The sequence below is a fragment of the Neomegalonema perideroedes DSM 15528 genome (genome assembly GCF_000374145.1).
Lineage (GTDB): Bacteria > Pseudomonadota > Alphaproteobacteria > Rhodobacterales > Rhodobacteraceae > Neomegalonema > Neomegalonema perideroedes.
The window spans coordinates 95,509-118,538 of the sequence record NZ_KB893662.1 but is presented as its reverse complement, the minus strand read 5'-3'; the positions used below and the strand labels follow the sequence as shown (position 1 = coordinate 118,538).

Sequence of the window (23,030 nt, the reverse complement as noted above, 5' to 3'; positions counted from 1 at the left end):
GCCTCCCTACGCGGGGGCCGCCTCGACATCTTAAGTCAGCCGCCGCTTCGCGGCCTCCAGCCCTGCGGCGAGGAGGGCCTGAGCGGCGGCCTCCTCCGAGGTCTCGACATAGCAGCGCAATTCCGGGGCGTTGCCGGAGGCGCGGTAATGCAGCGTGCTCCCATCCGTCAGGACCATGCGCAGCCCGTCCACGGCGTCGAAGCTCGCGACGGGGTTGGGCGCGACGCCCGCCGCCGCCAGAACTCCGGCCGCGAATTCGGCGGCGAAGGCCGGATCCTGCTTGAGGCGCTCCAGAAAAGGCCCGCTTTTTTCGGCGGGGATCTCCTTGAGGCGGTCGCTGGCGGTGAAGCGCGCCGGAAGCCGCGCCACAAGCTGCGACAGCTTCAGCCCCTCGGATTTCGCCAGAGCGATCACCGCGAGGATGGGCAAGAGCGCGTCCCGCGTCGGCAGGGCCGCGAGGCCCCGCGCCGGAGCGCCGAGCAACACGCCGCCATTGGCCTCGAAGCCGACGGGAATCCGGGACTCGCCCGCCGCCTGCATCCCCGCCACCACATAGGGCGAGCCGACCTTGGTGCGCGTCACGGCGCGGAAGAAGCCGCAGGCCTCCACGGCGGAGGTGGAGGTGACCGGCGTCACGACCAGATCCGCCCCGAGCCAGCGCGCCGTCAGCAGCCCCACGAGATCGCCGCGCAGGAAGACGCCCCGCTCGTCGGCGATCAGAGGACGATCCGCGTCGCCGTCGGCGGAGACGAGGGCGTCGATCTCATGGGCGGCGGCGAAGTCGCGGGCGAGCGCCGCGTCCTCGGGACGCAGGGCCTCGGTGTCGACGGGGATGAAGGCTTCGCTGCGGGCGAAAGGCAGAACCCGCGCGCCCAGATCCTCCAGAACCTGCGCGATCACGTCGCGCGAGACGGTGGAATGCTGATAGACGCCGATGGTCAGGCCGGAGAGCAGGCCCTCGCCTAAAACCCCATAGCGCGCGCGATAGGCGCCCAGAGCGTCGAAGGCCCGCGGCGCGACGGCGGAGGCCGAGCTTGTGGGCGCAAATTCGGCGCGCGCGAGAATCCCGGCTTCGTCGGCTTTGTCGATCTCGCCCTCGGCCCGGTAGAATTTCAGGCCGTTGCGGTCGTCGGGAATATGGCTTCCGGTGACCATGATCCCCGGAGCGCCCCGGCTCATCGCCGCCAGAGCCAGAGCCGGAGACGGAATCTCGCCGCAATCCACCGGAGCCAACCCCTCCGCCGCGATGGCCGCAAGGCAGGCCCGGGCGATGCGCGGGCTGGAGCCGCGCAGATCTCGCCCCACCAGAACCTCGTCCCCCGCGGTTAAGGCGCCTTCCGCCCGCAGATGGCGCAGAAAAGCCCGCGTCCAGAGCGCGCAAGCCTCGTCCGTCAGATCCACGACGAGGCCGCGCAGGCCGCTCGTGCCGAATTTCAGGCCGCTCATCGCCTCTCCTCCTGCGCCCGTTCAGACCCGGCCGAACATGTCTTCGAAGCGGATGATGTCGTCCTCGCCGAGATAGGAGCCGGTCTGAACCTCGATCAGCTCCAGCAGGATCTTGCCCGGATTGGCCAGACGATGCACCGCCCCCAAAGGCAGATAGATGGATTCGTTCTCGGTCAGAAGCTTGGTCTCGCCGTCCACGGTCACCTCCGCCGTGCCGCGCACCACGATCCAATGCTCGGAGCGGTGATGATGCTTCTGAAGGCTCAGCTTCTTGCCGGGCTTCACGAACAGCCGCTTCACCTGAAAGCGCTCGCCGCCCAGCACCGAGGAATAGCCGCCCCAAGGCCGATAGACCGTCTTATGGATCTCGGTCAGCGCCCGGGTCTCCGGCCGCGCCTTGAGCCGCGCCACCACCGCCCCGACCTTCTGAGTCTCCGAGAGCGGGCCGACGAAGATGGCGTCCTCGCTGGCGACGACGGCCACGTCCTTCAGGCCCTCGACCACCACATGCGCCTTATCGGAGATCACCAAAGAGCCGCTCGCGTTGGAGAAGCTCGCCGGACCTGAGGCGGCGTTGCCCTGCGCGTCCTTTGCGCGGGCCTTCCAGACCGCGTCCCAGGCGCCGAGGTCGGACCAGGCGAAGGAGACCGGCAGAACCGAAGCGCGGTCGGTCTTTTCGAAGATCGCGTAATCCACCGAGATATTGGGCGCGGCGGAGAAGCTTTCCTCGTCGATCCGCACGAAATCCAGATCGGCTTGCGCCTTCTCCACCCCGAGGGAGGCCGCGCGGAAGGTCTCCGGCGCGAGGCGCTCGGCCTCCTCCAGAAAGACCTTCGCCTTGAGCATGAACATGCCCGAATTCCAGACATGCCCGCCCGCCGCCAGCATGGCCTCGGCCTTGGCGAGATCCGGCTTCTCGACGAAGCGCGCCACTTTCAGCGCGCCTTCCGGAGTCAGAGGCTCGCCGCAAAGGATATAGCCGTAACCCGTTTCAGGATGGTCGGGCGTCACGCCGAAGGTCACCAAAAGCCCGGAGCGGGCGGCGGCGGCGGCGGCGTCCACCGCGCGCCAATAGCCTTCATCCGCCGAAATGGCGTGATCCGAGGGCAGGATGTGCAGCACCGCCTCAGGATCGATCCGCAAAGCCGCATAGGCCGCCGCCGCCGCGATGGCCGCCGCCGTGTTGCGCGCCGTCGGCTCCAGAAGGATCGCCGCTAGAGGCGCGCCGATCTCCTGCGCCTGCTCGGCCACGAGGAAGCGATATTCCGCGTTGGTCAGAGCCAAGGCGGGGCCGTAACGTCCGTCGCGCGGCGCGGCGCGGGCGAGCGTGTCCTGAAACAGGCTCGTCTCTCCCATCAGAGGCAGGAATTGCTTGGGCCGCGCCGAGCGGGACATGGGCCAAAGCCGCGTGCCTTGTCCGCCCGCCAGAACCACGGGAACGATGGGAGAAGCCATGATGAAACACCCTTACGGAAAGCGTCGCGCGAAGGCCTGATCTTCCGGGAGGGAAGATCAGGCGCGCTCCTGCGCCTCTCGCCGAGGCGGAGGAGATTTCAAGGAAGGCGCCGGGCGCCTCCCCGCAGGTCAGATCCGCTCCAGAGCCTCGACGGCCTCCGGAATGGGGTAATGGTGATTGCCCACGAAAAGGCCGTTCGCGTCGATATAGCTGGCGTTCGAGAGATTGCCGTGAATCTCATGGTCGAAATATTTCAGGACTTCGTTTTTCGCGAAATTCCCCGCCACGATGGGACGGCATTCGAAGCCCGCCTCCGTCAGGCGCGCGACCATCTCCTTGCGGGTCAGGCCCGAGGAGGGACGCAGCAGCAGGCTGAAGCCGAACCAGCTGCTTTCGCCGATCTCCTTCTGGATCGAGAACAGCGGATGATCGCTCAGCTTCTCTTGGAACAGGGCGGCGTTGGCGCGGCGTCCGGCGATGAGGGCCGGAACCTTCTTGAGCTGCTCGATTCCCAAAGCGCCCGACATCTCCAGCGGGCGCAGGTTATAGCCGGGCAGCACGAAGCGGAAGGATTCCTCGAAAGGATCGTCGCTCTTCACCCCGGTGACGCGGTTCACCTTGGGCAGATTGCGCGTCCAGCCATGGGCGCGCAGCGCCAGCATGATGTGATGCAGCTCCTCGTCGTCGGTGACGACGAGGCCGCCCTCCATGGTCGAGATGTGATGCGAGAAGAAGCTGGAATAGCTGCCCATCAGGCCGAAAGTGCCCGTCTGGCGGCCCTTATAGGTCGCGCCCATGGATTCGCAGTTGTCTTCGAGCAAGAGGATCTCGCGGCCCGCCACGATCTTCTCGATCGCGTCGAAGTCGTTGGGATTGCCGAGCAGATTCACGATCATGATCGCGCGGGTCTTGCTCGTCACCGCCTCGGCGAGGGCGGAGAGGTCGTAATTCAGCGTTCCGGCGTCGACGTCCACGAATTTCACCCGCAGGCCATATTGGCAAAGCGGATAATAGGTCGTGCTCCACGAGACCGCCGGGACGATGATCTCATCGCCGCGATTGAGCTTCAGCGCCGGATTTTGCGTGAAGAACAGCGCCGCAACCATGATCAGATTGGCCGAAGAGCCCGAATTGACCATGATCGCATGACGCGCCCCGAAATGCTCGGCGAAGCGGCGCTCGAATTCCTCGACATGGGCGCCCATGGTGAAGCGGTCGGAGGCGATGACGTTCTGGAGCGCCTGATATTCGGCTTCGTCCCATGAGGAGGTCGCCAGAGGGAAACGGAAGCTCATGTCGAGGTTCTTTCCAAATAGAAGGAATAGGTCTTCGCAAGGCCTTCCGCCAAGGTGGAGGGCGGCCGCCATTCCCAAGCCTCCTGACGGGCGGAGGAGGCGAGCTTGCGCTTCATGCCCACCGGCTTGGACAGGTCGTGGACGAAGCGTCCCTTCCATCCCGCCACTTCGGCGACGCGCGCGTAATAATCATTGATGCTGTGATCTTCGCCCAAACCGACGTTCATCAGATCGGGGATGGAGTCGATCTCCGCGACGGCCCGCAAAGCGGCGTCGGCGAGGTCGCCGGCGTAGAGGAATTCACGGCGCGCGGTCCCGTCGCCCCAGATCTCGACTTCCTCCTCGCCCCGCAGCTTGGCCATATGCACCTTATGGATCACCGCCGGGACGAGATGGGAATGGGCCGGGTCGAATTTATCATGACGCCCATAGAGATTGCAGGGAATCAAGGTCTTATATTGCGCCTGCGGATCCTCGCGGCGGATATACTGGCAAAGCCGCATGGTCGCGATCTTGGCCAGAGCATAGCCCTCGTTGGTGGGCTCGAGCGCCCCTTCGAGGATCATCTCCTCCTTGAGGGGATTCTCCGCCTGCGCCGGATACATGCAGGTCGAGGCGAGGTTGAGGAAATTCCGCACCCCGCCCTTCCAGGCGCCCATGACGACGTTGCGCCCAATGGTCAGGTTTTCTTCGAGGAAGGCGACGGGATGGGCGATGTTCGCCTGAATCCCTCCGACCCGCCCGGCGGCGTGGATCACCGCGTCAGGCTTGACCTCGGCGAACCAAGCCTCGACGGCGCGGGCGTCGCGCAGATCCAGCTCGGCGCGGCCCGGCGCGAGAATCTCCCATTCCGCAGCGCGGGGATGCTCCTGAAGATTGAGCCCCACCATGCCCCGTCCGCCGGTGATGAGCAGCTTGCCTCTTGTGGACATGCGGCACCTCAATTCTCGCTGGCGAGGGGCGCGTCATGCCCATGGCTGCGCAGGAAGGCGTGACGCTTGGCGTTCTCCAGATCGGAGGCCACCATTTCAGCGCACATCTCGCGCGCGGTGATCTGGGGAACCCAGCCGAGCTTCTCCTTCGCGCGGGTGGGGTCGCCGAGCAGAGTCTCGACCTCGGCCGGGCGGAAATAGCGCGGATCGATCCGCACGACGACTTGTCCCGCCTTGATCGCCGGAGCCTTGTCGCCGGTCACGGAGTCGACCACCGCGATCTCCTCGACGCCCTCGCCTTCGAACCGGAGCGTCACGCCCAGTTCCTCGGCGGTCCAGCGGATGAAGTCGCGCACCGAATGCTGAACGCCCGTCGCGATGACGAAATCCTCAGGATTATCCTGCTGGAGCATCATCCACTGCATGCGGACGTAATCTTTGGCGTGGCCCCAGTCGCGCAGGGAATCGAGATTGCCCATATAGAGCGTCGATTCCAGACCCTGCGCTATGTTGCTGAGGCCGCGCGTGATCTTGCGGGTCACGAAGGTCTCGCCGCGGCGGGGGCTCTCATGGTTGAAGAGCACGCCGTTGCAGGCGTAGAGGCCGTAGGATTCGCGGTAGTTCACCGTAATCCAATAGGCGTAGAGCTTGGCCACCGCATAGGGGCTGCGGGGATAGAAGGGCGTGGTCTCGCGCTGGGGAATCTCCTGCACGAGGCCGTAAAGCTCCGAGGTCGAAGCCTGATAAAAGCGGGTCTTCTTCTCCAGACCAAGGAAGCGGATCGCCTCCAGCAGACGGAGCGCGCCGATGGCGTCCACGTCGGCGGTGTATTCGGGGGCCTCGAAGCTCACGGCGACGTGGCTCTGGGCGCCGAGGTTGTAGACCTCGTCCGGGCGCACCTCCTCCAGAATGCGCGTGAGGTTGGAGCTGTCGGTCAGGTCGCCGTAATGGAGGCGGAATTGCGGACCGCCCTCCTTATGCAGATCCTGAAAAATATGATCGACGCGCTGCGTGTTGAAGGTGGAGGAGCGGCGCTTGATGCCGTGGACTTCATAGCCCTTCTCCAGCAAAAACTCCGCCAGATAGGATCCATCCTGCCCGGTGACGCCCGTAATCAAAGCTTTTTTCGTCATGTCGACCTTCCTACGCCTCAACAGAGCAACCCATATAAGATTCTCAGGAAGGAGGAAAGAGCGTCTCGGCCTTGTGAAGCGACTGTCATCAACTCGACATGGCCGCCGAATAATCCTTGAGGATTCAGGTCATTCTCTTTTCTCCGCCGTCGGACGAACCCGCGACGGGCGAGCAGAGAGAGCAGGCGTTCAGCTTCCGCGATAGGTGGCCGAACTCCAGGGCGTCGCCACAAGCGGCACATGATAATGCCCTTCGGGCTCGCTGATCCCGAAGCGGATCGACACCACGTCCATGAAGGGGAACTCCGGCAAGGCGAGCCCTTTGGCGCGGAAATAATCTCCGACATGGAAGACCAGCTCATAGCGTCCCGCCCGCAGGGGGCGCCCCGAGATCAAAGGCGCGTCGGTGCGGCCGTCGGCGTTGGTGACGGCCTCCAGAAGCTTCGCAGCCGCGCTGGCGCCCCGCTCGAAGAGCTCGATCCGCACGCCCGCCGCCGGAGCGCCATGAGCCGTGTCCAGCACATGGGTCGAGAGCCGTCCGGCGGTCTTGGGGGCGCCCGGCCCCTCCACCGCCTCGACCAGCCGCAGGCGCGTGATATGGCCGATCTCCGCCATGGCGCGGGAGAGTTCGGCCTCCGCGTCGTTGGCGAGGCGGGGGGCGTAGGAATCCAGAATGGCGTCGCGGGTCTGGCGCCGGACGCAGACGATGAAGGGAAAGCCGAATTTCCCGGCGTAGGCGGCGTTGAGGCTCTGGAAGCGGTCGTATTCCGCATCCGAGAGCCGATCCAGACCCAAGCCCGCCTGTTCGGAGACGGAGGCGGGCGCCATCTCGCCCGCCCGCGCCGCCTTGCCCGCCAAATCCGGATGTCCCCGCAGAAAAGCGATTCGCTCCGCCTGAGGACGGGCCTCCACGGCGGCCAGCATGGCCGCATGCAGATCCGCCACCGTGGCGAAGGGCCTTTGCGCGGCGGCGGCCTCGGCGGCCCAAGGCGCATGCTCGAAAATCGCTCCGAGAACCGAAACGAATTCCGCGAGGGAGGCTTGATTCAGCCTCTCCAGAGAAACGGGCGCGGCGGTCATGGGGCTCTCCTGCTCAGCGTCCGACGACGCATTCGATCTGGCCATGCGGCTCGTCGGTGGGCGTGAAGACGGCGTTCGGGTTGTCCAGATCGAAAGGCGCCAGATTCACGAGGAGATAATGCTTGTTCGGGCAGGCCGCCGAAACCTGCTCAAGCTCGGGGACCGCCGCCAAAGCCGCCTCGCTCATGCGATAAAGGCTGTCCTGAACGCTGGCGCTATAGGTGGTCGCGAAGACCTCCAGCATGGCTTCGAGGATCCTGGCGTTGGCCGCCTCATAGCTGGCGGGCGTCTTGCGCCAGGTCCAGCGGGCCTCCATGGCGGTGGCGCAAATGCGGTCGTCGGTCTCTTTGATGGTGGTGTAGGGATCCTTCGTATAGCCCGACCAGCCTGATTGCGTGGATTTCATGAAGGTGTAGTCGCTCACGCCGGAGGTCACGGAGGAGGATCCGTCGCGGGCGGCTTTGGCCTCGGCGAAGGGGCGTCCGTTGCCGTCGAGCGTGAAGCTGTGCGGATGCGGCTTGCCGCCGACCTCATGGCGCAGCCATTTCGTCTCATAGGCCGTGACGGTCGCCGTCTCGACCTGCGGATATTTGTCGAGGAAGCGCCGCGCCACCGCGAGGGCGAATTCCTCGTTGCCGAGGTTCAGCGACTCGCGGGCCACGATGTTGACCACGTTCTTGACGGTGTCCGTCGAGACCACCTTCGAATTATCGGCGTCGGTGAAGGCGGCGGAGAAATCGCCGGTCAGCATGGGCTGAACCGTGAGCTCGCGGACCTCCTGCCGGTCGCCGTCCTTGAACAGGCGCAGCACGCGCACGCGGCCCTTGCCGTAGACGTTGCTGATCAAAGGCATGTTCTTCTCCCCCTCTTGAAAGCTCAGACGTGTTCGGCCGCCGCCGCCGCGGAGGCGGCTTCGGCGCGCGCCTGCTCGGCGCTCTGGACGCCGTTGAAGAAGACGTTCAGCAAAACCGCCACGATGGCCGCCAGCAGAATTCCAGACTCCAGCAAAGGGTGCAAGTCATGGGGCATGTTCTTGAAGAGAGTCGGCGCCACCAGCGGGATCATGCCGAAGCCCACCGCAATCGCCACGATGAAGAGATTATTGGCGTTGGTGCGGAAATCCACGCTGGAGAGAATGCGGATTCCCGTCGCCGCCACCATGCCGAACATCACGATCCCCGCGCCGCCCAAGACCACCTGCGGCACCGATTCCGCCAAAGCCGCCATCTTCGGCAAAAGCCCCAGCGCCACGAGGATCACGCCGCCCGCCACCGTCACCCAGCGCGAACGCACCCCCGTCACGCCCACCAGCCCGACGTTCTGCGAAAAGGAGGTGTAAGGGAAGGTGTTGAAGATCCCGCCGATCAAAGTGCCGACGCCGTCGGCGCGCAGGCCCTTGGTCAGGTCGTCGCGGGAGAGCCTGCGCTCCGTGATCTCGCCGATGGCGAGAAACATGCCCAAGGACTCGATCATCACCACGATCATCACCACGCACATGGTGACGATGGGCACGAGATGAAATTGCGGCGTTCCGAAATGGAAAGGCAGCACCAGCCCGAACCACGGAGCCGCGCCCACCTTGTCGAAATGCATGATCCCCATGAAGGCCGCCAGCAGGCAGCCCGCCACGATCCCCAGCAGAACCGCCACATTGCGCAGGAAGCCGTCCGTCCATTTCAGCAAGGCGAGGATCGTCAGCAGCACGAAGGCGGCTATGGCGAGGCCCGAAAGCTGGCCGTAATTCGGATTCGGGAATTGCACGCTCACGCCTTCGACCATGCGCGGAAAGCTCGGCTGGCCGCCGCCCGCCCAGTTCACGCCCACCCGCATCAGCGAAATGCCGATCACGAGGATGATCGTGCCCGTCACCACCGGCGGGAAAAGCGGCAAAAGCCGCGAGACGAAAGGCGCGACCAGAGTCCCGAAGATTCCCGCCGCGATCACCGAGCCGAAAATCCCCAGAATCCCCACCTCCGGCGCGGTCGCCATGGAGAGCATCGGCCCAAGCGAAGCGAAGGTCACGCCCATCATCACCGGAAGCCGAACGCCGACGCCGGGAATCCCCCAGCTCTGAATCAGCGTCGCGATTCCGCAGGCGAAGAGATCGGCGCTGATGAGGAAGGCCACATCCTCAGGCGAGAGATTCAGCGCCCGCCCCACGATCAGGGGCACGGCCACCGCGCCCGCATACATCACCAGAACATGCTGCAAGGCCAGAGGCGCGAGCCTCGCGAGGGGAAGGCGTTCGTCTACGGGATGGACGGCGGAGGATGGACTCGAGGGCATGGGCGCGCTCCTGATTCAGGATATGACGATGAGAATTCGCGAAAGGGCTCCTTTCAGAGGACGAGCAGGACGAGGACCGCCCCGGCGGGATTTTCAGGCCGAAGCCTCGGCGGCGCGGCGGCGCAGACCTCCGGCGCGCTCCAGAAAAGCGACGATCTCGCCGAGGCCGATCCGGCGGCGCATGTCGGTGAAGACGAAAGGCCGCTCCCCCCGCTGAGCCGCGGCGTCCCGGCGCATCACGTCGAGATCCGCCCCCACATAGGGCGCCAGATCCGTCTTATTGACAATCAGCAAATCCGACCGCGTGATCCCCGGGCCGCCCTTGCGCGGGATCTTCTCGCCCCCCGCCACGTCGACGACGTAGAGCGTGATGTCGGCGAGATCCGGCGAGAAGGTCGCCGCGAGATTATCGCCCCCGGATTCGATGAAGATCACGTCCAGATCGGGGAAGCGGCGGCGCATCTCGGCGATGGCGGCGAGGTTGATCGAAGCGTCCTCGCGGATGGCCGTATGGGGGCAGCCGCCGGTCTCCACGCCGAGGATGCGCTCCTCCGGCAGGGCCTGCGCGCGATTGAGGATCAGGGCGTCCTCTTTCGTGAAGATGTCGTTGGTGACCACCGCCACGGAATAATCGTCGCGCATGGCCTTGCAGAGCATCTCCGTGAGGGTGGTCTTGCCGGCGCCGACCGGGCCGCCGATTCCGACGCGCAAAGGGCCGTGGGAGGAAGTCATGAGCGAAACACCCGCGAATAGAGCGTCTCATGGCGCAGGGCTATGAGATCGGAGAGGAAGGTCGAGGAGCCGAGATCCTCAAGGCTGGAGCGAAGGGCGCGCGCCGAGGCCGCCAGCAAAGGCGCCTCCAGAGCGGCGAGGATCGCCAAGGCGTCGCTTTGCCCGAGTGGAATCAGCCGCACCGCGCCTTGCAGGAGATTGGCCGCGAAGCCGTGCAGATAGGCGGTCAGAACCGCCTCCAGAGGCAGGCCCGCCCGCGCCGCCGTCTCGCCCAAAGCCAGAGGATAGGCCAGAGGGGCAGGCTCCGCGACGCCCGTCCATGGGGCGGCGGCGCGCAAAAAGGCCTCGCCTTGGAGCATGGTCTCCATATGGCGTTCGCGGCCGCCCGCCAGAGCCTCGGCGAGTTCGGCGAGATCGCGCAGAGCGGCGGAATCCTTGACGCGGGCGGCGCGCCAAGCTTCCGCCAGCAAAACCGCGTCGTTCCAGCCCGAGCCGAGGGAGATCAGATCCTCCAACCAGAGCCGCAGGGACTCGCGGTCATGGATGAGGCCCTCGTGAATCGCCTGCTCCAGCCCGTGGCTATAGGCGAAGGCGCCGACGGGAAAGCTCGGCGAAAGCCAGGTCAGCAGACGCAGAAGCTCCGCGCCGCCGACCCTCTCCCGCGCGAGGCCGCCCCCCCCTCCGGCGCCGAGATCATCCATGCGCATGGCCATGATAGGCGCCTTGCACCGGACGAAAGGGCTCGACCGCCGGAGCAACCTGCGCGCCAAGGCCCTCAAGCATGGCCTTGATCACCGGATCGCGCGGAATGACGAGGCGCTTGGCCTCGATCTGCGCCGCGAAATGGCGATTGCCCAAATGCCACGCCAATTCGGTCAACGGGGCCCCCCGCCCCGCCGTCACGACATAAAGCAGTTCAGAGGCCGCCCGCACCCGAACCCGGCGCCCGTCCTCCAGCAGGAGGCGGTCGCCCTCCTCCAGCCGCGCGGGCTCGGGGAGATCCGCCAGAACCTCCGTCCCGTCGGAGAGCCGCAGCAGGCGGCGGCGCAAATGGCGCTCCTCATGGGAGAGGACCAGATCGCCTTCCAGACGGCCCGGCGCCTCGCCCAAAACCTCGGCGGCGCGCAAAAGCCCCGTGGCCCGAGGCGGCGAAAGGGCGAAAGGAGCGGCGAGAGTCATGATCGGCCAACCTTCAAAACAGAAAATAGCGTTGCGCCATCGGCAGGATTTCGGCGGGCTCGCAAGTGAGCAGCTCGCCGTCGGCGCGGACTTCATAGGTTTCGGGATCGACCTCCACATGAGGCGTGGCGGCGTTGTGGATCATCGAAGCCTTGGAGATCCCGCCCCGCGTGCTCCGCACGGCGGCCATGGGCTTGACCACGCCGAGCTTCTCCTGAAGGCCGAGATCCATCGCCGCCTGAGACACGAAGGTCAGGGAGGAGAGGGCGGCGGCCCTTCCGAAGCTTCCGAACATCGGGCGGTAATGCATGGGCTGAGGCGTCGGAATGGAGGCGTTGGGATCGCCCATCGGCGCCACGGCGATGCTTCCGCCCACCAGCACCATTTCGGGCTTCACGCCGAAGAAGGCCGGACTCCACAAGACCAGATCCGCCCGCTTGCCGGGCTCCACCGAACCCACCTCATGGGAGATCCCCTGAGCTATGGCCGGATTGATGGTGGTTTTCGCAATATAGCGTTTGGCGCGGAAATTATCGTTGCGGCTGGAATCCTCCGGCAGAGGCCCGCGCTGGGTCTTCATCTTATGGGCCGTCTGCCAAGTGCGGATCAGCACCTCGCCGACGCGGCCCATGGCCTGACTATCCGAGGAGATGATCGAGAAGGCGCCGATGTCATGCAGGATGTCCTCGGCGGCGATGGTCTCCTTGCGGATGCGGCTTTCGGCGAAGGCCACGTCCTCAGGGATGCTCGGGCTGAGGTGATGGCAGACCATCAGCATGTCGAGATGTTCGGCCAGAGTATTGCGCGTATAGGGCCGCGTCGGATTGGTCGAGGAGGGGAGGACGTTGGATTCCCCGCAGATCTTGATGATGTCCGGCGCATGGCCGCCTCCCGCGCCCTCTGTGTGGAAGGCGTGGATGGTGCGGCCCTTGATCGCCGCCAAAGTCGCCTCGACGAAGCCGCTTTCATTCAGCGTGTCGGTGTGGATCATGACCTGGACGTCATGGGCGTCGGCGGTGCTGAGGCAATTATCTATGGCTGCGGGGGTCGAGCCCCAATCCTCATGGAGCTTCAGCGCGCAGGCGCCGCCCTCGATCATCTCCACCAGAGCCGCCGGACGCGAGGCGTTGCCTTTGCCTGCGAGGCCGAGGTTGATCGGAAAGGCGTCGAAGGACTGGATCATCCGCGCCAGATGCCAAGGCCCCGGCGTGCAGGTGGTCGCGAGGGTGCCATGGGCCGGGCCGGTGCCGCCGCCGATCAGAGTCGTCACGCCGGAGGCCAGAGCCTCGTCGATCTGCTGCGGGCAGATGAAATGCACATGGGCGTCGACGCTTCCGGCGGTGAGGATGCGGCCCTCTCCGGCGATGATCTCGGTGCCGGGGCCGATCACGATGTCCACGCCCGACTGCACGTCGGGATTCCCCGCCTTGCCTATGGCGAGGATGCGCCCGTCCTTCAGCCCGACGTCGGCTTTGACGATTCCCCAATGATCGAGGATCAGGGCGTTGACGATCACCGTATCCGCCGCGCCTTCGAGGCGCGACAACTGGCTCTGGCCCATGCCGTCGCGGATGACCTTGCCGCCGCCGAATTTCACTTCCTCGCCATAGGTGGTGAGATCCTTCTCCACCTCGATGATCAGCTCAGTGTCGGCGAGGCGGACGCGGTCGCCGATCGTCGGGCCGTAAAGCCGGGCGTAGGAGGCGCGAGGAAGGGCGTAAGACATCAGAGCCTCCCCATGATCTTCTGCTGAAAGCCCCAGACTTCGCGCGCGCCGCCGAAGGGGATCAGACGCGCCTCGCGCTCCTGTCCGGGCTCGAAACGCAGCGCCGTTCCGGCGGGGATGTCGAGGCGCATCCCCCGAGCCGCCGCGCGGTCGAAGTCGAGGGCCTCGTTGACCTCGAAGAAATGGTAATGCGAGCCGACCTGAACCGGCCTGTCGCCGCGATTGGCCACCACCAGCGTGATCGCCTCGGCGCCCGCGTTGAGCAGGATCTCGCCTTCCGCAGGGAGGATTTCTCCGGGGATCATCTCAGCCTCCCACCGCCAGCCAGAGCCCCGCGAGGGCCGTCAGGCCGCCCGCCGCCCGGATCGCGCCACGTCCGAACTCAGAACCGAGGAATCGCGCGAAGCCCAGACCGAAAGCGACCCCCGCGCCATGCAGCAGCGCCGTCGCCAGAGCGAAGCCGAGCGCGAAGCTCCCGGCGCCCGCCTCGCCGAGCTCGCCGCCATGCGCATGGCCGTGGAAGAGCGCGAAGGCGCCGACGATCAGGGCCGCGACCGGAACCGGCGCCCGAACCGCCGTCAGCGCCAGAAGTCCGACGGCGACCACCGAGGCGAGAATGGCGGGCTCGACGAAGGGCAGAGGAATCCCGCCCAGAGCCGCCGCGAAGCCGATCAGCATCGCCCCGACGAAGCTCGCCGGAACCGCCCAAAGCGCGCGTCCGCCGAGCAGCGCCGCCCAGAGCCCCACCGCGACCATGGCGAAGATATGGTCCGGCCCGAAGAAAGGATGCGAGAAGCCCGCCGCGAAGGAGCCGTGTTCGGCCGGATTGAGATGCGCCGCCGCCGGAAGCGGGGCCATCGGCAGCAAGGCGAGGCTGAGGAGAAGGAGACGCTTCATGGGAGGCCCTTTGGTCAGCGGATGGGTTCGTGGATGGTGACGAGCTTCACGCCGTCGGGGAAAGTGGCCTCGACCTGAACGTCGTGGATCATCTCGGCGACGCCCTCCATGACCTGTCCGCGCGAGACCACATGCGCGCCCGCCTCCATGAGATCCGCCACCGAACGCCCGTCCCGCGCGCCCTCCACGACGTAATCCACGATCAAAGCCACGGATTCCGGATGATTCAGCTTCACGCCGCGCTCCAGACGCCGCCGGGCGACCATCGCCGCCATGGAGATCAGAAGCTTGTCCTTTTCACGGGGAGTCAGGTTCATGAGTCACATCCGCCAGAGTCGCGAGAGGGGCCGGCCGCCCCGCAAAAGAGTCAAAGCGGGCTCCAGACGCCGCCGCAAAGCGAGGCCGTCCGGGGCCGTCAGCCGCGCCAGAAGCCGCCCGCGCCAGAAGCTCGCGCCGCCCTGAGCGCCGAGGATCCCGCGCAAGGGCTCAAGCAGGCTCTCCGCCCGCCGCCCCACATGCAGAATGGTCGCCAGAGCCGCCCCGCCCTTCAGCATGGAGGCGCGCGCGAGGATCTCCGAGACGGGGCCTTCGAGCCGCAGATCCTCGGCGTGGAGCAGCGCCCCGCCCTGACGGATCCGCCAGCGGTCGCGCAAGGTCGCGTGGGTCAGGCTCTCGCCCATGGCCTTGCGTCCGAAGAGGATCGCCTCCACCGCGAGGAATTCCGAATCCGGCGCCAGATCCGCCTCAAGGCTGCGCGAGAGCGCCGCGCCGTCGAAGAGGATCGTCTCCTGAGGCAGCCAGTCCAGACGCGCCCCCGGCCCGAGCCTCAGGCGATTGCGGATCTCGACCTCTCCGGCGGAGGCGCGATAAATGCGTTCGCAAGCTTGGGTGCTCGCCATGGCTTCGGCGCCGGGGCCGAGTTCAATCTCGACGGAGAAGCGGTCTCCGCCGGTCAGCCCGCCCGAGGAATTGATGAGGATGGGCTCCGCTTCGGTCGCGCCGAGGGGGCCTTGCACCAGCCGGACCTTGGCGCAGCCCTCCTGATAGACGCGATCAGGCCGCGTGCGGCCCGCCTCCTGCTTCAGAGCCAGCCGCAAGACGCCCTCCGCCCGCTGAGGCGCGGGCCGCGCCGGAGCCTCGGGGTGGGCGACGATCATGGAGGGCTCGGCGAGCAGCGCATGCGGGATCCTCCGAAAGGTTAACCTCGGGAGGATGCAGCAAATCATATGCCATAAGGCTTTTTTGGGTTTTCTTCTCAGAACATCAAATGCTTATGCGGATATGTGCGAAATCCTCCGGGAGGAGGAGGTTAAATTCTCGCCAAGACATGGCGCTTTTTTCAGCAATCATCTCGCAAATGCGTAAAATTTCGCCGCATCGCGGAAAGCCGCCCGCTGCGGTTCAGGTCGCGTCCCGCCCGTAAAAATCCGATTGCGGGTCCTTCAGCACCATCTCGCGCAGCCGCTCCCAGAGATGCGCCCGCAAAGCGGCGTGCTCAGGATGGGCGCGCGGATCCTCCGCCCAGCGCGGACGCGCGAAGGGAAGCCGGATCTCCTCCGCCACCCGTCCGGGGCGCGGCGAAAGCAAGATGATCCGGTCGGCGAGAAACAGCGCCTCGTCCACGCTATGGGTGACGAAGAGCACGGTCATGGGCCGCCGTTCGGTCAGGCGCAGAACCTCCTGCTGCATCAGCTCCCGCGCCTGAGCGTCGAGGCTGGCGAAGGGCTCGTCCATCAGCAGAACCTCGGGCTCCGCCGCCAGAGCCCGCGCTAAAGCCAGACGCTGCTTCATCCCCCCCGACAGAGCCCGCGGATAGGATTCCGCCGCGCGGGTCAGACCGACCAGCTCAAGATAACGATCCGCCCGGGCGCGGCGCTCGGCGGCGGGCAGATGCGGCAGAGCGAAGGCGACGTTCTCGCGCGCCGTCTTCCAGGCGAGCAGCCGGAAGGACTGAAACACCATCGCCGAGCGTCGTCCGGGAACCGGCGGGGCGCCCGCCAGCTCCACCCGTCCCGAGCTCGGCGCGATCAGCCCCGCCGCCAGAGAGAGCAACGTGGTCTTGCCGCAGCCCGAAGGCCCGAGAAAGACCACGAACTCCTCCGCCGCGATCTCCAGAGAAATCTCCGCGAGCGCCGGACGCCCGCCGTAAGTCTTCGACGCGCGGTCGAAGCGCAGCAAAGGCGAGGAGGAGGCCGGAGAAACGAGGTTCATCGCGTGGGCGCGTCCATGCCCTCGACCACGCCCAGACGCGCCAGAACTCCGTCCAAAACGGAGAAATCGACCCAATCCCCGATCTCTAATTTAGGAGTCGCGGCGAAATCCTCGCTCTCATAATACCAGTCGGAGCTATAACGCAGCTCCTCCGCCGACAGGCCGCCGTTCACGCTCCAGCTTCCGGCGTAGGCCAGAGCCAAAGCCTCCAGATCGGCGCGCGCGACGTCGGGGCGGGCCTTCTCCATCGCCGCGACCCAAGCCGCAGGATCGGCGGCGTAATCCCGCGAGGCGAGGATCAGGGCCTCCGCCACCGCCGCGACCTCCGCCGCGCGGTCGCGCAGCACGTCGGCGCGCGTCACGTTGAGCTTGGAGACCACCGGAGCCGCCGCGTAATAGGCGTCCTGATCGACCAGCACATGAATCCCCGTGCGGTCGGGCAGAGAGGTCAGCACGCCGATGGACATGGTGGTGGCGTCGATGGCCCCCGCCAGCAGAGCCTGCGCCCGGACGTTGGGCTGGCCGATGGGGACCACCTGCAAGGCCTCGGGATCCAGACCGGCGGCGGCCAGCACCTTCAGACTCTGGCCATGGTCCAGACTCCCCAGCCGCCCGACGCCGAAGCTCTTGCCCGCCAGATCGGCGAGGCTCGCGATCTCCGAGCGGGCGGCGATCAGGAAAGGCAGAGACTTATTCGGCGAATCCACCGCCTTGAGCTCGGCCCCTTGGGCGACGAGCTGAAGCAGGGCGTCGGTTCCGACATTGGCCATCTCGCCCGAACCCGAGCGCAGAGCCGCCAGAGCCGAAGGAGTCTGCTGCACGCGGATCAACTCCACCTCCACGCCCGCCCGCTCGAAATAGCCCTCCTGCAAGGCCAGATCGAGCACGGAATTGGGCACCAGAGGCGTCTCCAGATGGGTGACGATCAGACGGAAGGGCTCGGCCGCGGCGGGCGCGCCCCCCGGCGCCAAAGCCAGAAAGGCCGTCGCGGCCGCCGTCAGGACTCGGAACATGGCGTCTCTCCCTTGGCTTGCATCATCGTCTTCATTCGCCGCGCCAGCGGCTCAGATGTTTCTCCGCCAGCCGCAAGATCTCCGTGACGACCACCCCGATCAGGGCGAGCGTCAGCAGGATCACGAAATATTCGGCCATGCGGAAGCTGTTTCCGTAAAGCGCCAGAAGTCCGCCCAGACCCTGCGCCGCCGTATAGAGCTCGGCCACCACGGTGTTGATCAGACCGATGGTCGCCGCCAGCCTCAGCCCCACCACGAGGAAGGGCGTCGCGCCCGGCAAGACCACATGCGCGAAGATCCGCCAGCGGCCCGCGCCGGTCGAGCGCGCCATTTCGATCAATTCGGGGTCGGCGTTCTGGACTCCGACATAGGCGTTGAGGATCACCGGCATCACCGCGCCCAGAAAGACGATGAAGACCTTCGCCTCGACGCCGAGTCCGAGCAGCAGGACGATCAGCGGAATGAAGGCCACGCGCGGCGTCGCCGCCAGCGCGTAGACGAAGACGTCCAGCGCCCGGCCCAGAGGCCGGAAGGCGCCCATCAGCACCCCGACCGCGATCCCGGCCACGGCGGCCAGACCGAGGCCTGCGCCATAGACGGCCAGACTCTCGCCGAGGGCCTGAGCCAGCCGCCCGGATTCCCAAAGCCGCCCCGCCGCCTCCCAGGTCGCCGCAGGCGTGGGGACGATCCCCCGCGGCGCGGCGCGGGCGGCCCAGGCCCAGAAGGCCAGCAAGCCCCCCAGAACTCCTAAACGCATGAGCGGAACGGTCAGAGGCGACCCCATGGCCCTCCCCTCCGCCGGACCGCGCGGAGACGCCGATCCCTCCTCGGCTCCGCCGGGCCGACCTTCATCTTTCCTCCCCCGCCGGCCTTGGGCCGATCTTTATCTTCGCGATCTTCGCGCGTCCTGAAGCCGTCGCGCTTCCGACCCCGCCTTCAGAATGGGGCGAAGCCCTTCCGGAAGGAAACTAATCCGTTTGGGGGAGGAAGGCTTGCGGGATCCCGGCGAGGATCCCAGCCCTATGTCGGAAATGCGGCCTTCTTCCGGATGTTGACGCCAATGTGAAGATGCGCGTCGCCGGACAAGGCGCCATGTTTCGTAAAAATCCCAGCGCCGCGCATCTCCGCGGCGCGTTTCGCCTTGCGCGCAGAAGAAAGTCGACGCCCATGGGTTCCCATCCGCTGCGCCTCGCGGCCGCGCTTTGCGTGGCCCTTGGTCTCGCCGCCTGCGAAGACAAGACCGCCGCCTCGGCCGCCCCGCCTCCCGGGGGTCCGGGGGGCGGCATGGCCGGGGCGCCGCCCGAAGCGGCTTATATGATCGTGCGCGCCGAGCAGGTGCCGCGCTCCGTGGATCTGCCCGGACGCGTCGCGCCCTCGGCCGTCGCGGACGTGCGGCCTCAGGCGGAGGGCGTGATCCGGCGGATGCTCTTCAAAGAGGGCTCGCAGGTCAAGGCGGGGGATCCGCTCTTCCAGCTGGAGGCCCCGCGCCCGCAGATCGCCGCCGAAACCGCTCAGACCGCGCTGGTCAAGGCGCAGGCCTCTCTGGCGGCGGCTCAGGCGGCCTATGACCGCTCGGCCAGCCTCTATAGCCGCGGATTCCTCAGCAAAGCCAATATGGACACGGCCACCACCGCCCTCCGCGCCGCTCAGGCCGACGTCGAGAGCGCTCAGGCGGGGGTGCGCAGCGCCCGCGTCACCGTGGATTACGGCACGATCCGCGCGCCCATCTCGGGGCGGATCGGCAAGGCCGCCGTGAACGTGGGCGACCTCGTGACCGCCAATCAGGCCACGGCTCTGGCGACGATCCGCCAGCTCGACCCGGTTTACGTGGATCTCGCCGACACCAGCGCGAACATCCTGCGGCTGCGCGAAGAGATTCAGGCGGGCCAGATCGGCGGCGCCTCCGCCGAGCCCAAAGTCCGCTTCACGCTGGAGACCGGCACCCCCTATGCGCCGGAAGGCCGCATCTCGCTCACCGACATGGTGGTGAGCGAAAGCACCAGCGCCCTGACTCTGCGCGCCACGGTCTCCAATCCGGACGGGCTGCTGCTGCCGGGCATGTATCTGCGGGCCTCGGTGGAGCTGGGATCCAGTTCGGCGGTGCTCGCGCCGCAGAGGACCGTGCTGCGCAACTCCACCGGCGAGCCCATCGCCTACGTCATCGACGCTCAGAACAAGATCGAAAGCCGCAAGCTGACCCTCAACGGCGCCCGGGGCAACGCCTGGGTCGTCATGGACGGGCTGAAGGAGGGCGACAGGCTGGTGCTCGACGGCTTCCAGAAGATTTCGCCCGGCTCGACGGTGCGCGGCCTTGAGGGCTCGGTGGATGAAAACGGCGTCGTCGCGCAGGAGCTGCGCCGATGAGCGGACCCCAAAGCTTCCGGCGCAACGCCATCGCGAGCTTCTTCATCGCGCGGCCGATCTTCGCCGTCGTCCTCGCCATCGCCACCATGCTCGGCGGCGCGGCGGGCCTGATCAGCCTCTCGATCTCGCAATATCCCGACATCGCCCCGACCACCATCCGCGTCAACGCCACCTATGCCGGCGCCACCGCCGAAGCGGTCGAGAACTCCGTCACCACCGTGCTGGAAAGCGCCATGACGGGACTTGAGGGCCTGATCTACATGGAAAGCAGCTCCAGCAGCGGCTCCTCCTCGGTCTCTCTGACCTTCGACAACTCCGTCGACCGCGATCTGGCTCAGGTTCAGGTGCAGAACAGCGTTTCGCGCGTCCTCTCCCGGCTGCCCGACAGCGTGCAGCGGCTCGGCGTGCGGGTGAACCGCTCGACGGCGGGCATCTTCATGGTGGGCAACCTCGTCTCGACGGACGGGCGCTACAGCTCCAACGAGCTGGCCGACATCATGTCGAGCCGCATCACCGACCGCGTCGAGCGCATCGAGGGCGTCGGCTCGATTCAGGTCTTCGGCGGCAGCTACGCCATGCGCATCTGGCTGGACCCCGCCAAGCTGGAGCAGTTCCAGCTCATGCCCTCCGACGTGACCGCCGCCGTCAGCGCGCAGAACGCGCAGGTCTCGGCGGGCGCCATCGGCTCCTCGCCGACCACCGCCGGACAGCAGATCACCGCCGCCATCACCGCCCAGAGCCAGATGACCACCGTGGAGCAATTCCAGCGGATCATCCTCAAGACCGCCCCCAACGGCGCCCTCGTGCGTCTGGGCGACGTGGCGCGGGTGGAGATCGGTCTGGAGAGCTACGGCCGCAACTCCACTTACAACAATCTGCCCGCCACGGGCTTCGGCGTGCAGCTGGCCAACGGCGCCAACGCCGTCGCCACCTCGGAGGCGATCCACGCGCTGCTCGACGGCATGCAGGATTCCCTGCCGACCGGCGTGAAGATCGTCTATTCCTTCGAGACCACCCCCTTCGTCGAGCTGGCCATCGAAAAGGTGATGCACACCCTGCTCGAAGCCATCGTGCTGGTCTTCGTGGTGCTGCTGATCTTCCTTCAGAACCTCCGCGCGACGCTGATCCCCATGATCGCGGTGCCGGTGGTTCTGCTCGGCACCTTCGGCGTGCTGAGCCTGCTCGGCTATTCGATCAACATGCTGACCATGTTCGCCATGGTGCTGGCCATCGGCCTGCTCGTCGACGACGCCATCGTGGTGGTCGAGAACGTCGAGCGCATCATGCATGACGAGGGGCTCGACGCCCGCGCCGCCACCGAGAAATCCATGGGCGAGATCACCGGCGCCCTGGTGGGCGTGGGTCTGGTGCTGTCGGCGGTGTTTTTGCCCATGGCCTTCTTCGCGGGCTCGGTGGGCGTGATCTACCGGCAATTCTCGGTGACCATCGTCACGGCCATGGCGCTGTCGGTGCTGGTGGCCATCGTGCTGACGCCCGCCCTCTGCGCGATGCTGCTGCGGCCCTCGCACGGGACGGGGCTCAAGCGCTGGATGGGGTGGTTCGACCGCGGATTCAACGCTCTGACCCGCGGCTACGTCGGGACGGTGCGGCGGCTGGTCGTGCGGCCTCTGCGCATGATTCTGGTCTTCTCCATCCTCTCCTACGGCGCCTATCACCTCTTCGCCAAACTGCCGAGCTCCTTCGTTCCGGCGGAGGATCAGGGCGTTCTGATGACCCAGATCTCCTTGCCGCCCGGCGCCAACGCGGCCCGCACGCAGGCCGTGGTCGACCTCATCCTCGATTATTATCTGAACGAGGAGGCGGCGGCGGTCGAAAGCGGCTTCTTCAACGTCGGCTTCAGCTTCGGCGGCTCGGGCGAGAACGTGGCCATGGGCTTCGTGCGGCTGCGCGACTTCTCGGAGCGGAGCGATCCCTCGCTGTCGGCGGCGGCGGTGGCGGCGCGGGCGGGCGCGCGGTTCCGTCAGATCCGCGACGCCGAGGTCTTCGTGCTGGCGCCTCCCGCGATTCAGGGCATGGGCTCCTCCTCGGGCTTCAACATGTATCTGGAGGACGCCAGCGGACAGGGCCGCGCGGCGCTGAACGCCGCCAGCAACCAGCTCACGGCCATCTCCAACGCGGATCCGAGCATCTCCAACATCCGCGGCGCCACCCGCGCCCCGGACAACCAGCTGCACGTCGAGATCGATCAGGAGAAGGCCGGCGCCATGGGCGTCACGCCCTCCAACGCCAATTCGGTGCTCAGCGTGGCCTTCGCGGGCAGCTATGTGAACGACTTCCTCCTCAACGGCGAGAGCAAGCGCGTCTATGTGCAGGGCGACGCGCCTTTCCGCATGCAGCCGGAGGACATCGGGCGCTGGCATGTCCGCAACTCCTCGGGCGAGATGGCGCCGCTCTCGGCCATCGCCACGACCTCTTGGACCCAAGGGCCGCCCTCGCTCGCGCGGTTCAACGGCACGGCGGCGGTCTCGATGCAGGGCGCGGCGGCGGAGGGCGTCAGCTCGGGCGACGCCATGATCGCCATGGAGCGCCTCGTCTCGGAGATGGAGGGCGGTTATGCGGCCTCATGGTCGGGCCTCTCCTATCAGGAGCGCCTCGCGGGCTCGCAGGAGGTGATCCTCTACGCGATTTCGCTGCTGGTGGTCTTCCTCTGCCTCGCGGCGCTTTACGAGAGCTGGGCCATCCCCTTCTCGGTGATCTTCGCGGTGCCGCTGGGCATTCTGGGCGCGGTGGCGGCGGCCAATTTCTTCGGCCAGTCCAACGACGTCTATTTCAAGGTGGGCCTGCTGACCACCATGGGCCTCGCGGCGAAAAACGCCATCCTCATCGTGGAGTTCGCCAAAGACCTCAACGACCGGGGCATGAGCGTGATCGCCAGCGTGCTGGAGGCGGCGCGCCTGCGTCTGAGGCCGATCGTCATGACCTCGCTCGCCTTCTCGCTGGGCGTGACGCCGCTGGCCGTCGCCACCGGCGCGGGATCGGGCGCGCAAAAAGCCATCGGCGTCGGCGTGCTCGGCGGCATGATCGCGGCCACCCTGCTCGGGATCTTCTTCGTGCCCTTCCTCTATGTGCTGGTGCGGCGGCTCTCGGGCGGCGCGCCGCATGAGCCGCCGCGTCAGCCGACCCCCTCGGCGGTGGTCGCGGCGGAGAAGGCGCGCCCGGATCCCCTGACGGATCCCCTGACGGATCCCGCCCCGCAGCCCGTCTCGAAACCGCCTGCGGAGGCGGAGGGGGCTCCGGCTTAACGGATCCCGTCCATATC

The 23,030-nt window shown here is 66.6% G+C and carries 21 protein-coding genes; 2 read left to right on the top strand and 19 right to left on the bottom strand.

Going from position 1 to position 23,030, the window contains the following annotated elements:
* Positions 1-30: 30 nt before the first annotated feature.
* From B161_RS0113605 to B161_RS0113515, 19 genes are all read right to left on the bottom strand, one after another.
* A complete protein-coding gene (locus B161_RS0113605) occupies positions 31-1,446 on the bottom strand; it encodes a phosphohexomutase domain-containing protein (RefSeq protein WP_018633992.1) in 1,416 nt (471 codons plus the stop codon).
* A 21-nt stretch (positions 1,447-1,467) separates the two neighbouring features.
* Positions 1,468-2,901, bottom strand: a complete 1,434-nt coding sequence (locus tag B161_RS0113600) for a mannose-1-phosphate guanylyltransferase/mannose-6-phosphate isomerase (RefSeq protein ID WP_018633991.1) — start codon at positions 2,899-2,901, stop codon at positions 1,468-1,470.
* A 129-nt stretch (positions 2,902-3,030) separates the two neighbouring features.
* Positions 3,031-4,197, bottom strand: a complete 1,167-nt coding sequence (locus tag B161_RS0113595; protein ID WP_018633990.1) for a DegT/DnrJ/EryC1/StrS family aminotransferase — start codon at positions 4,195-4,197, stop codon at positions 3,031-3,033.
* Complete coding sequence (locus B161_RS0113590; protein WP_018633989.1) at positions 4,194-5,129, bottom strand: GDP-L-fucose synthase family protein; 936 nt, start codon at positions 5,127-5,129, stop codon at positions 4,194-4,196. Before B161_RS0113590 ends, B161_RS0113595 begins: the two co-directional genes overlap by 4 nt.
* Positions 5,130-5,137: 8 nt before the next feature.
* The gene (gmd, locus tag B161_RS0113585) at positions 5,138-6,262 is read right to left on the bottom strand and encodes a GDP-mannose 4,6-dehydratase (protein ID WP_018633988.1); all 1,125 of its coding nucleotides are present in this window, start codon (positions 6,260-6,262) and stop codon (positions 5,138-5,140) included.
* A gap of 189 nt (positions 6,263-6,451) precedes the next feature.
* On the bottom strand, positions 6,452-7,342 hold the full coding sequence (uraD, locus tag B161_RS20375) for a 2-oxo-4-hydroxy-4-carboxy-5-ureidoimidazoline decarboxylase (RefSeq protein ID WP_018633987.1): 891 nt from the start codon (positions 7,340-7,342) through the stop codon (positions 6,452-6,454).
* Between the two features lie 13 nt (positions 7,343-7,355).
* Positions 7,356-8,195 (bottom strand): factor-independent urate hydroxylase, encoded by an 840-nt coding sequence (gene pucL, locus B161_RS0113575; RefSeq protein WP_018633986.1) that lies wholly within the window; start codon positions 8,193-8,195, stop codon positions 7,356-7,358.
* Between the two features lie 23 nt (positions 8,196-8,218).
* On the bottom strand, positions 8,219-9,628 hold the full coding sequence (locus B161_RS0113570) for a nucleobase:cation symporter-2 family protein (protein ID WP_018633985.1): 1,410 nt from the start codon (positions 9,626-9,628) through the stop codon (positions 8,219-8,221).
* Positions 9,629-9,721: 93 nt separating this feature from the next.
* Positions 9,722-10,360, bottom strand: coding sequence for an urease accessory protein UreG (gene ureG, locus B161_RS0113565; protein WP_018633984.1), 639 nt, complete (start codon positions 10,358-10,360; stop codon positions 9,722-9,724).
* Entirely contained in the window at positions 10,357-11,073 is a 717-nt protein-coding gene (locus tag B161_RS0113560) for an urease accessory protein UreF (protein ID WP_018633983.1), read from the bottom strand. Before B161_RS0113560 ends, ureG begins: the two co-directional genes overlap by 4 nt.
* Positions 11,054-11,539: an urease accessory protein UreE gene (locus tag B161_RS0113555; RefSeq protein WP_018633982.1), complete on the bottom strand. Its 486-nt coding sequence runs from the start codon at positions 11,537-11,539 to the stop codon at positions 11,054-11,056. The genes B161_RS0113560 and B161_RS0113555 overlap by 20 nt, the downstream gene beginning before the upstream one ends.
* A gap of 13 nt (positions 11,540-11,552) precedes the next feature.
* Complete coding sequence (gene ureC, locus B161_RS0113550) at positions 11,553-13,265, bottom strand: urease subunit alpha (RefSeq protein ID WP_018633981.1); 1,713 nt, start codon at positions 13,263-13,265, stop codon at positions 11,553-11,555.
* Positions 13,265-13,570 (bottom strand): urease subunit beta, encoded by a 306-nt coding sequence (locus B161_RS0113545; protein ID WP_018633980.1) that lies wholly within the window; start codon positions 13,568-13,570, stop codon positions 13,265-13,267. Before B161_RS0113545 ends, ureC begins: the two co-directional genes overlap by 1 nt.
* 1 nt (position 13,571) lies before the next feature.
* Positions 13,572-14,162 (bottom strand): HupE/UreJ family protein, encoded by a 591-nt coding sequence (locus B161_RS0113540; RefSeq protein ID WP_018633979.1) that lies wholly within the window; start codon positions 14,160-14,162, stop codon positions 13,572-13,574.
* Between the two features lie 14 nt (positions 14,163-14,176).
* Entirely contained in the window at positions 14,177-14,479 is a 303-nt protein-coding gene (locus B161_RS0113535) for an urease subunit gamma (protein ID WP_018633978.1), read from the bottom strand.
* A gap of 3 nt (positions 14,480-14,482) precedes the next feature.
* Positions 14,483-15,319 (bottom strand): urease accessory protein UreD, encoded by an 837-nt coding sequence (locus B161_RS0113530; protein ID WP_018633977.1) that lies wholly within the window; start codon positions 15,317-15,319, stop codon positions 14,483-14,485.
* 244 nt (positions 15,320-15,563) lie between these two features.
* Positions 15,564-16,373: an ABC transporter ATP-binding protein gene (locus B161_RS0113525; RefSeq protein WP_018633976.1), complete on the bottom strand. Its 810-nt coding sequence runs from the start codon at positions 16,371-16,373 to the stop codon at positions 15,564-15,566.
* Positions 16,370-17,386, bottom strand: a complete 1,017-nt coding sequence (locus tag B161_RS0113520) for an ABC transporter substrate-binding protein (protein ID WP_018633975.1) — start codon at positions 17,384-17,386, stop codon at positions 16,370-16,372. Before B161_RS0113520 ends, B161_RS0113525 begins: the two co-directional genes overlap by 4 nt.
* Before the next feature lie 31 nt (positions 17,387-17,417).
* Entirely contained in the window at positions 17,418-18,170 is a 753-nt protein-coding gene (locus tag B161_RS0113515) for an ABC transporter permease (protein WP_018633974.1), read from the bottom strand.
* A 383-nt stretch (positions 18,171-18,553) separates the two neighbouring features.
* Here B161_RS0113515 and B161_RS18100 point away from each other — a divergent pair, with 383 nt between their 5' ends.
* Complete coding sequence (locus B161_RS18100) at positions 18,554-19,750, top strand: efflux RND transporter periplasmic adaptor subunit (protein ID WP_018633973.1); 1,197 nt, start codon at positions 18,554-18,556, stop codon at positions 19,748-19,750.
* The gene (locus B161_RS18095) at positions 19,747-23,013 is read left to right on the top strand and encodes an efflux RND transporter permease subunit (protein ID WP_018633972.1); all 3,267 of its coding nucleotides are present in this window, start codon (positions 19,747-19,749) and stop codon (positions 23,011-23,013) included. Before B161_RS18100 ends, B161_RS18095 begins: the two co-directional genes overlap by 4 nt.
* Positions 23,014-23,030 lie beyond the last annotated feature (17 nt).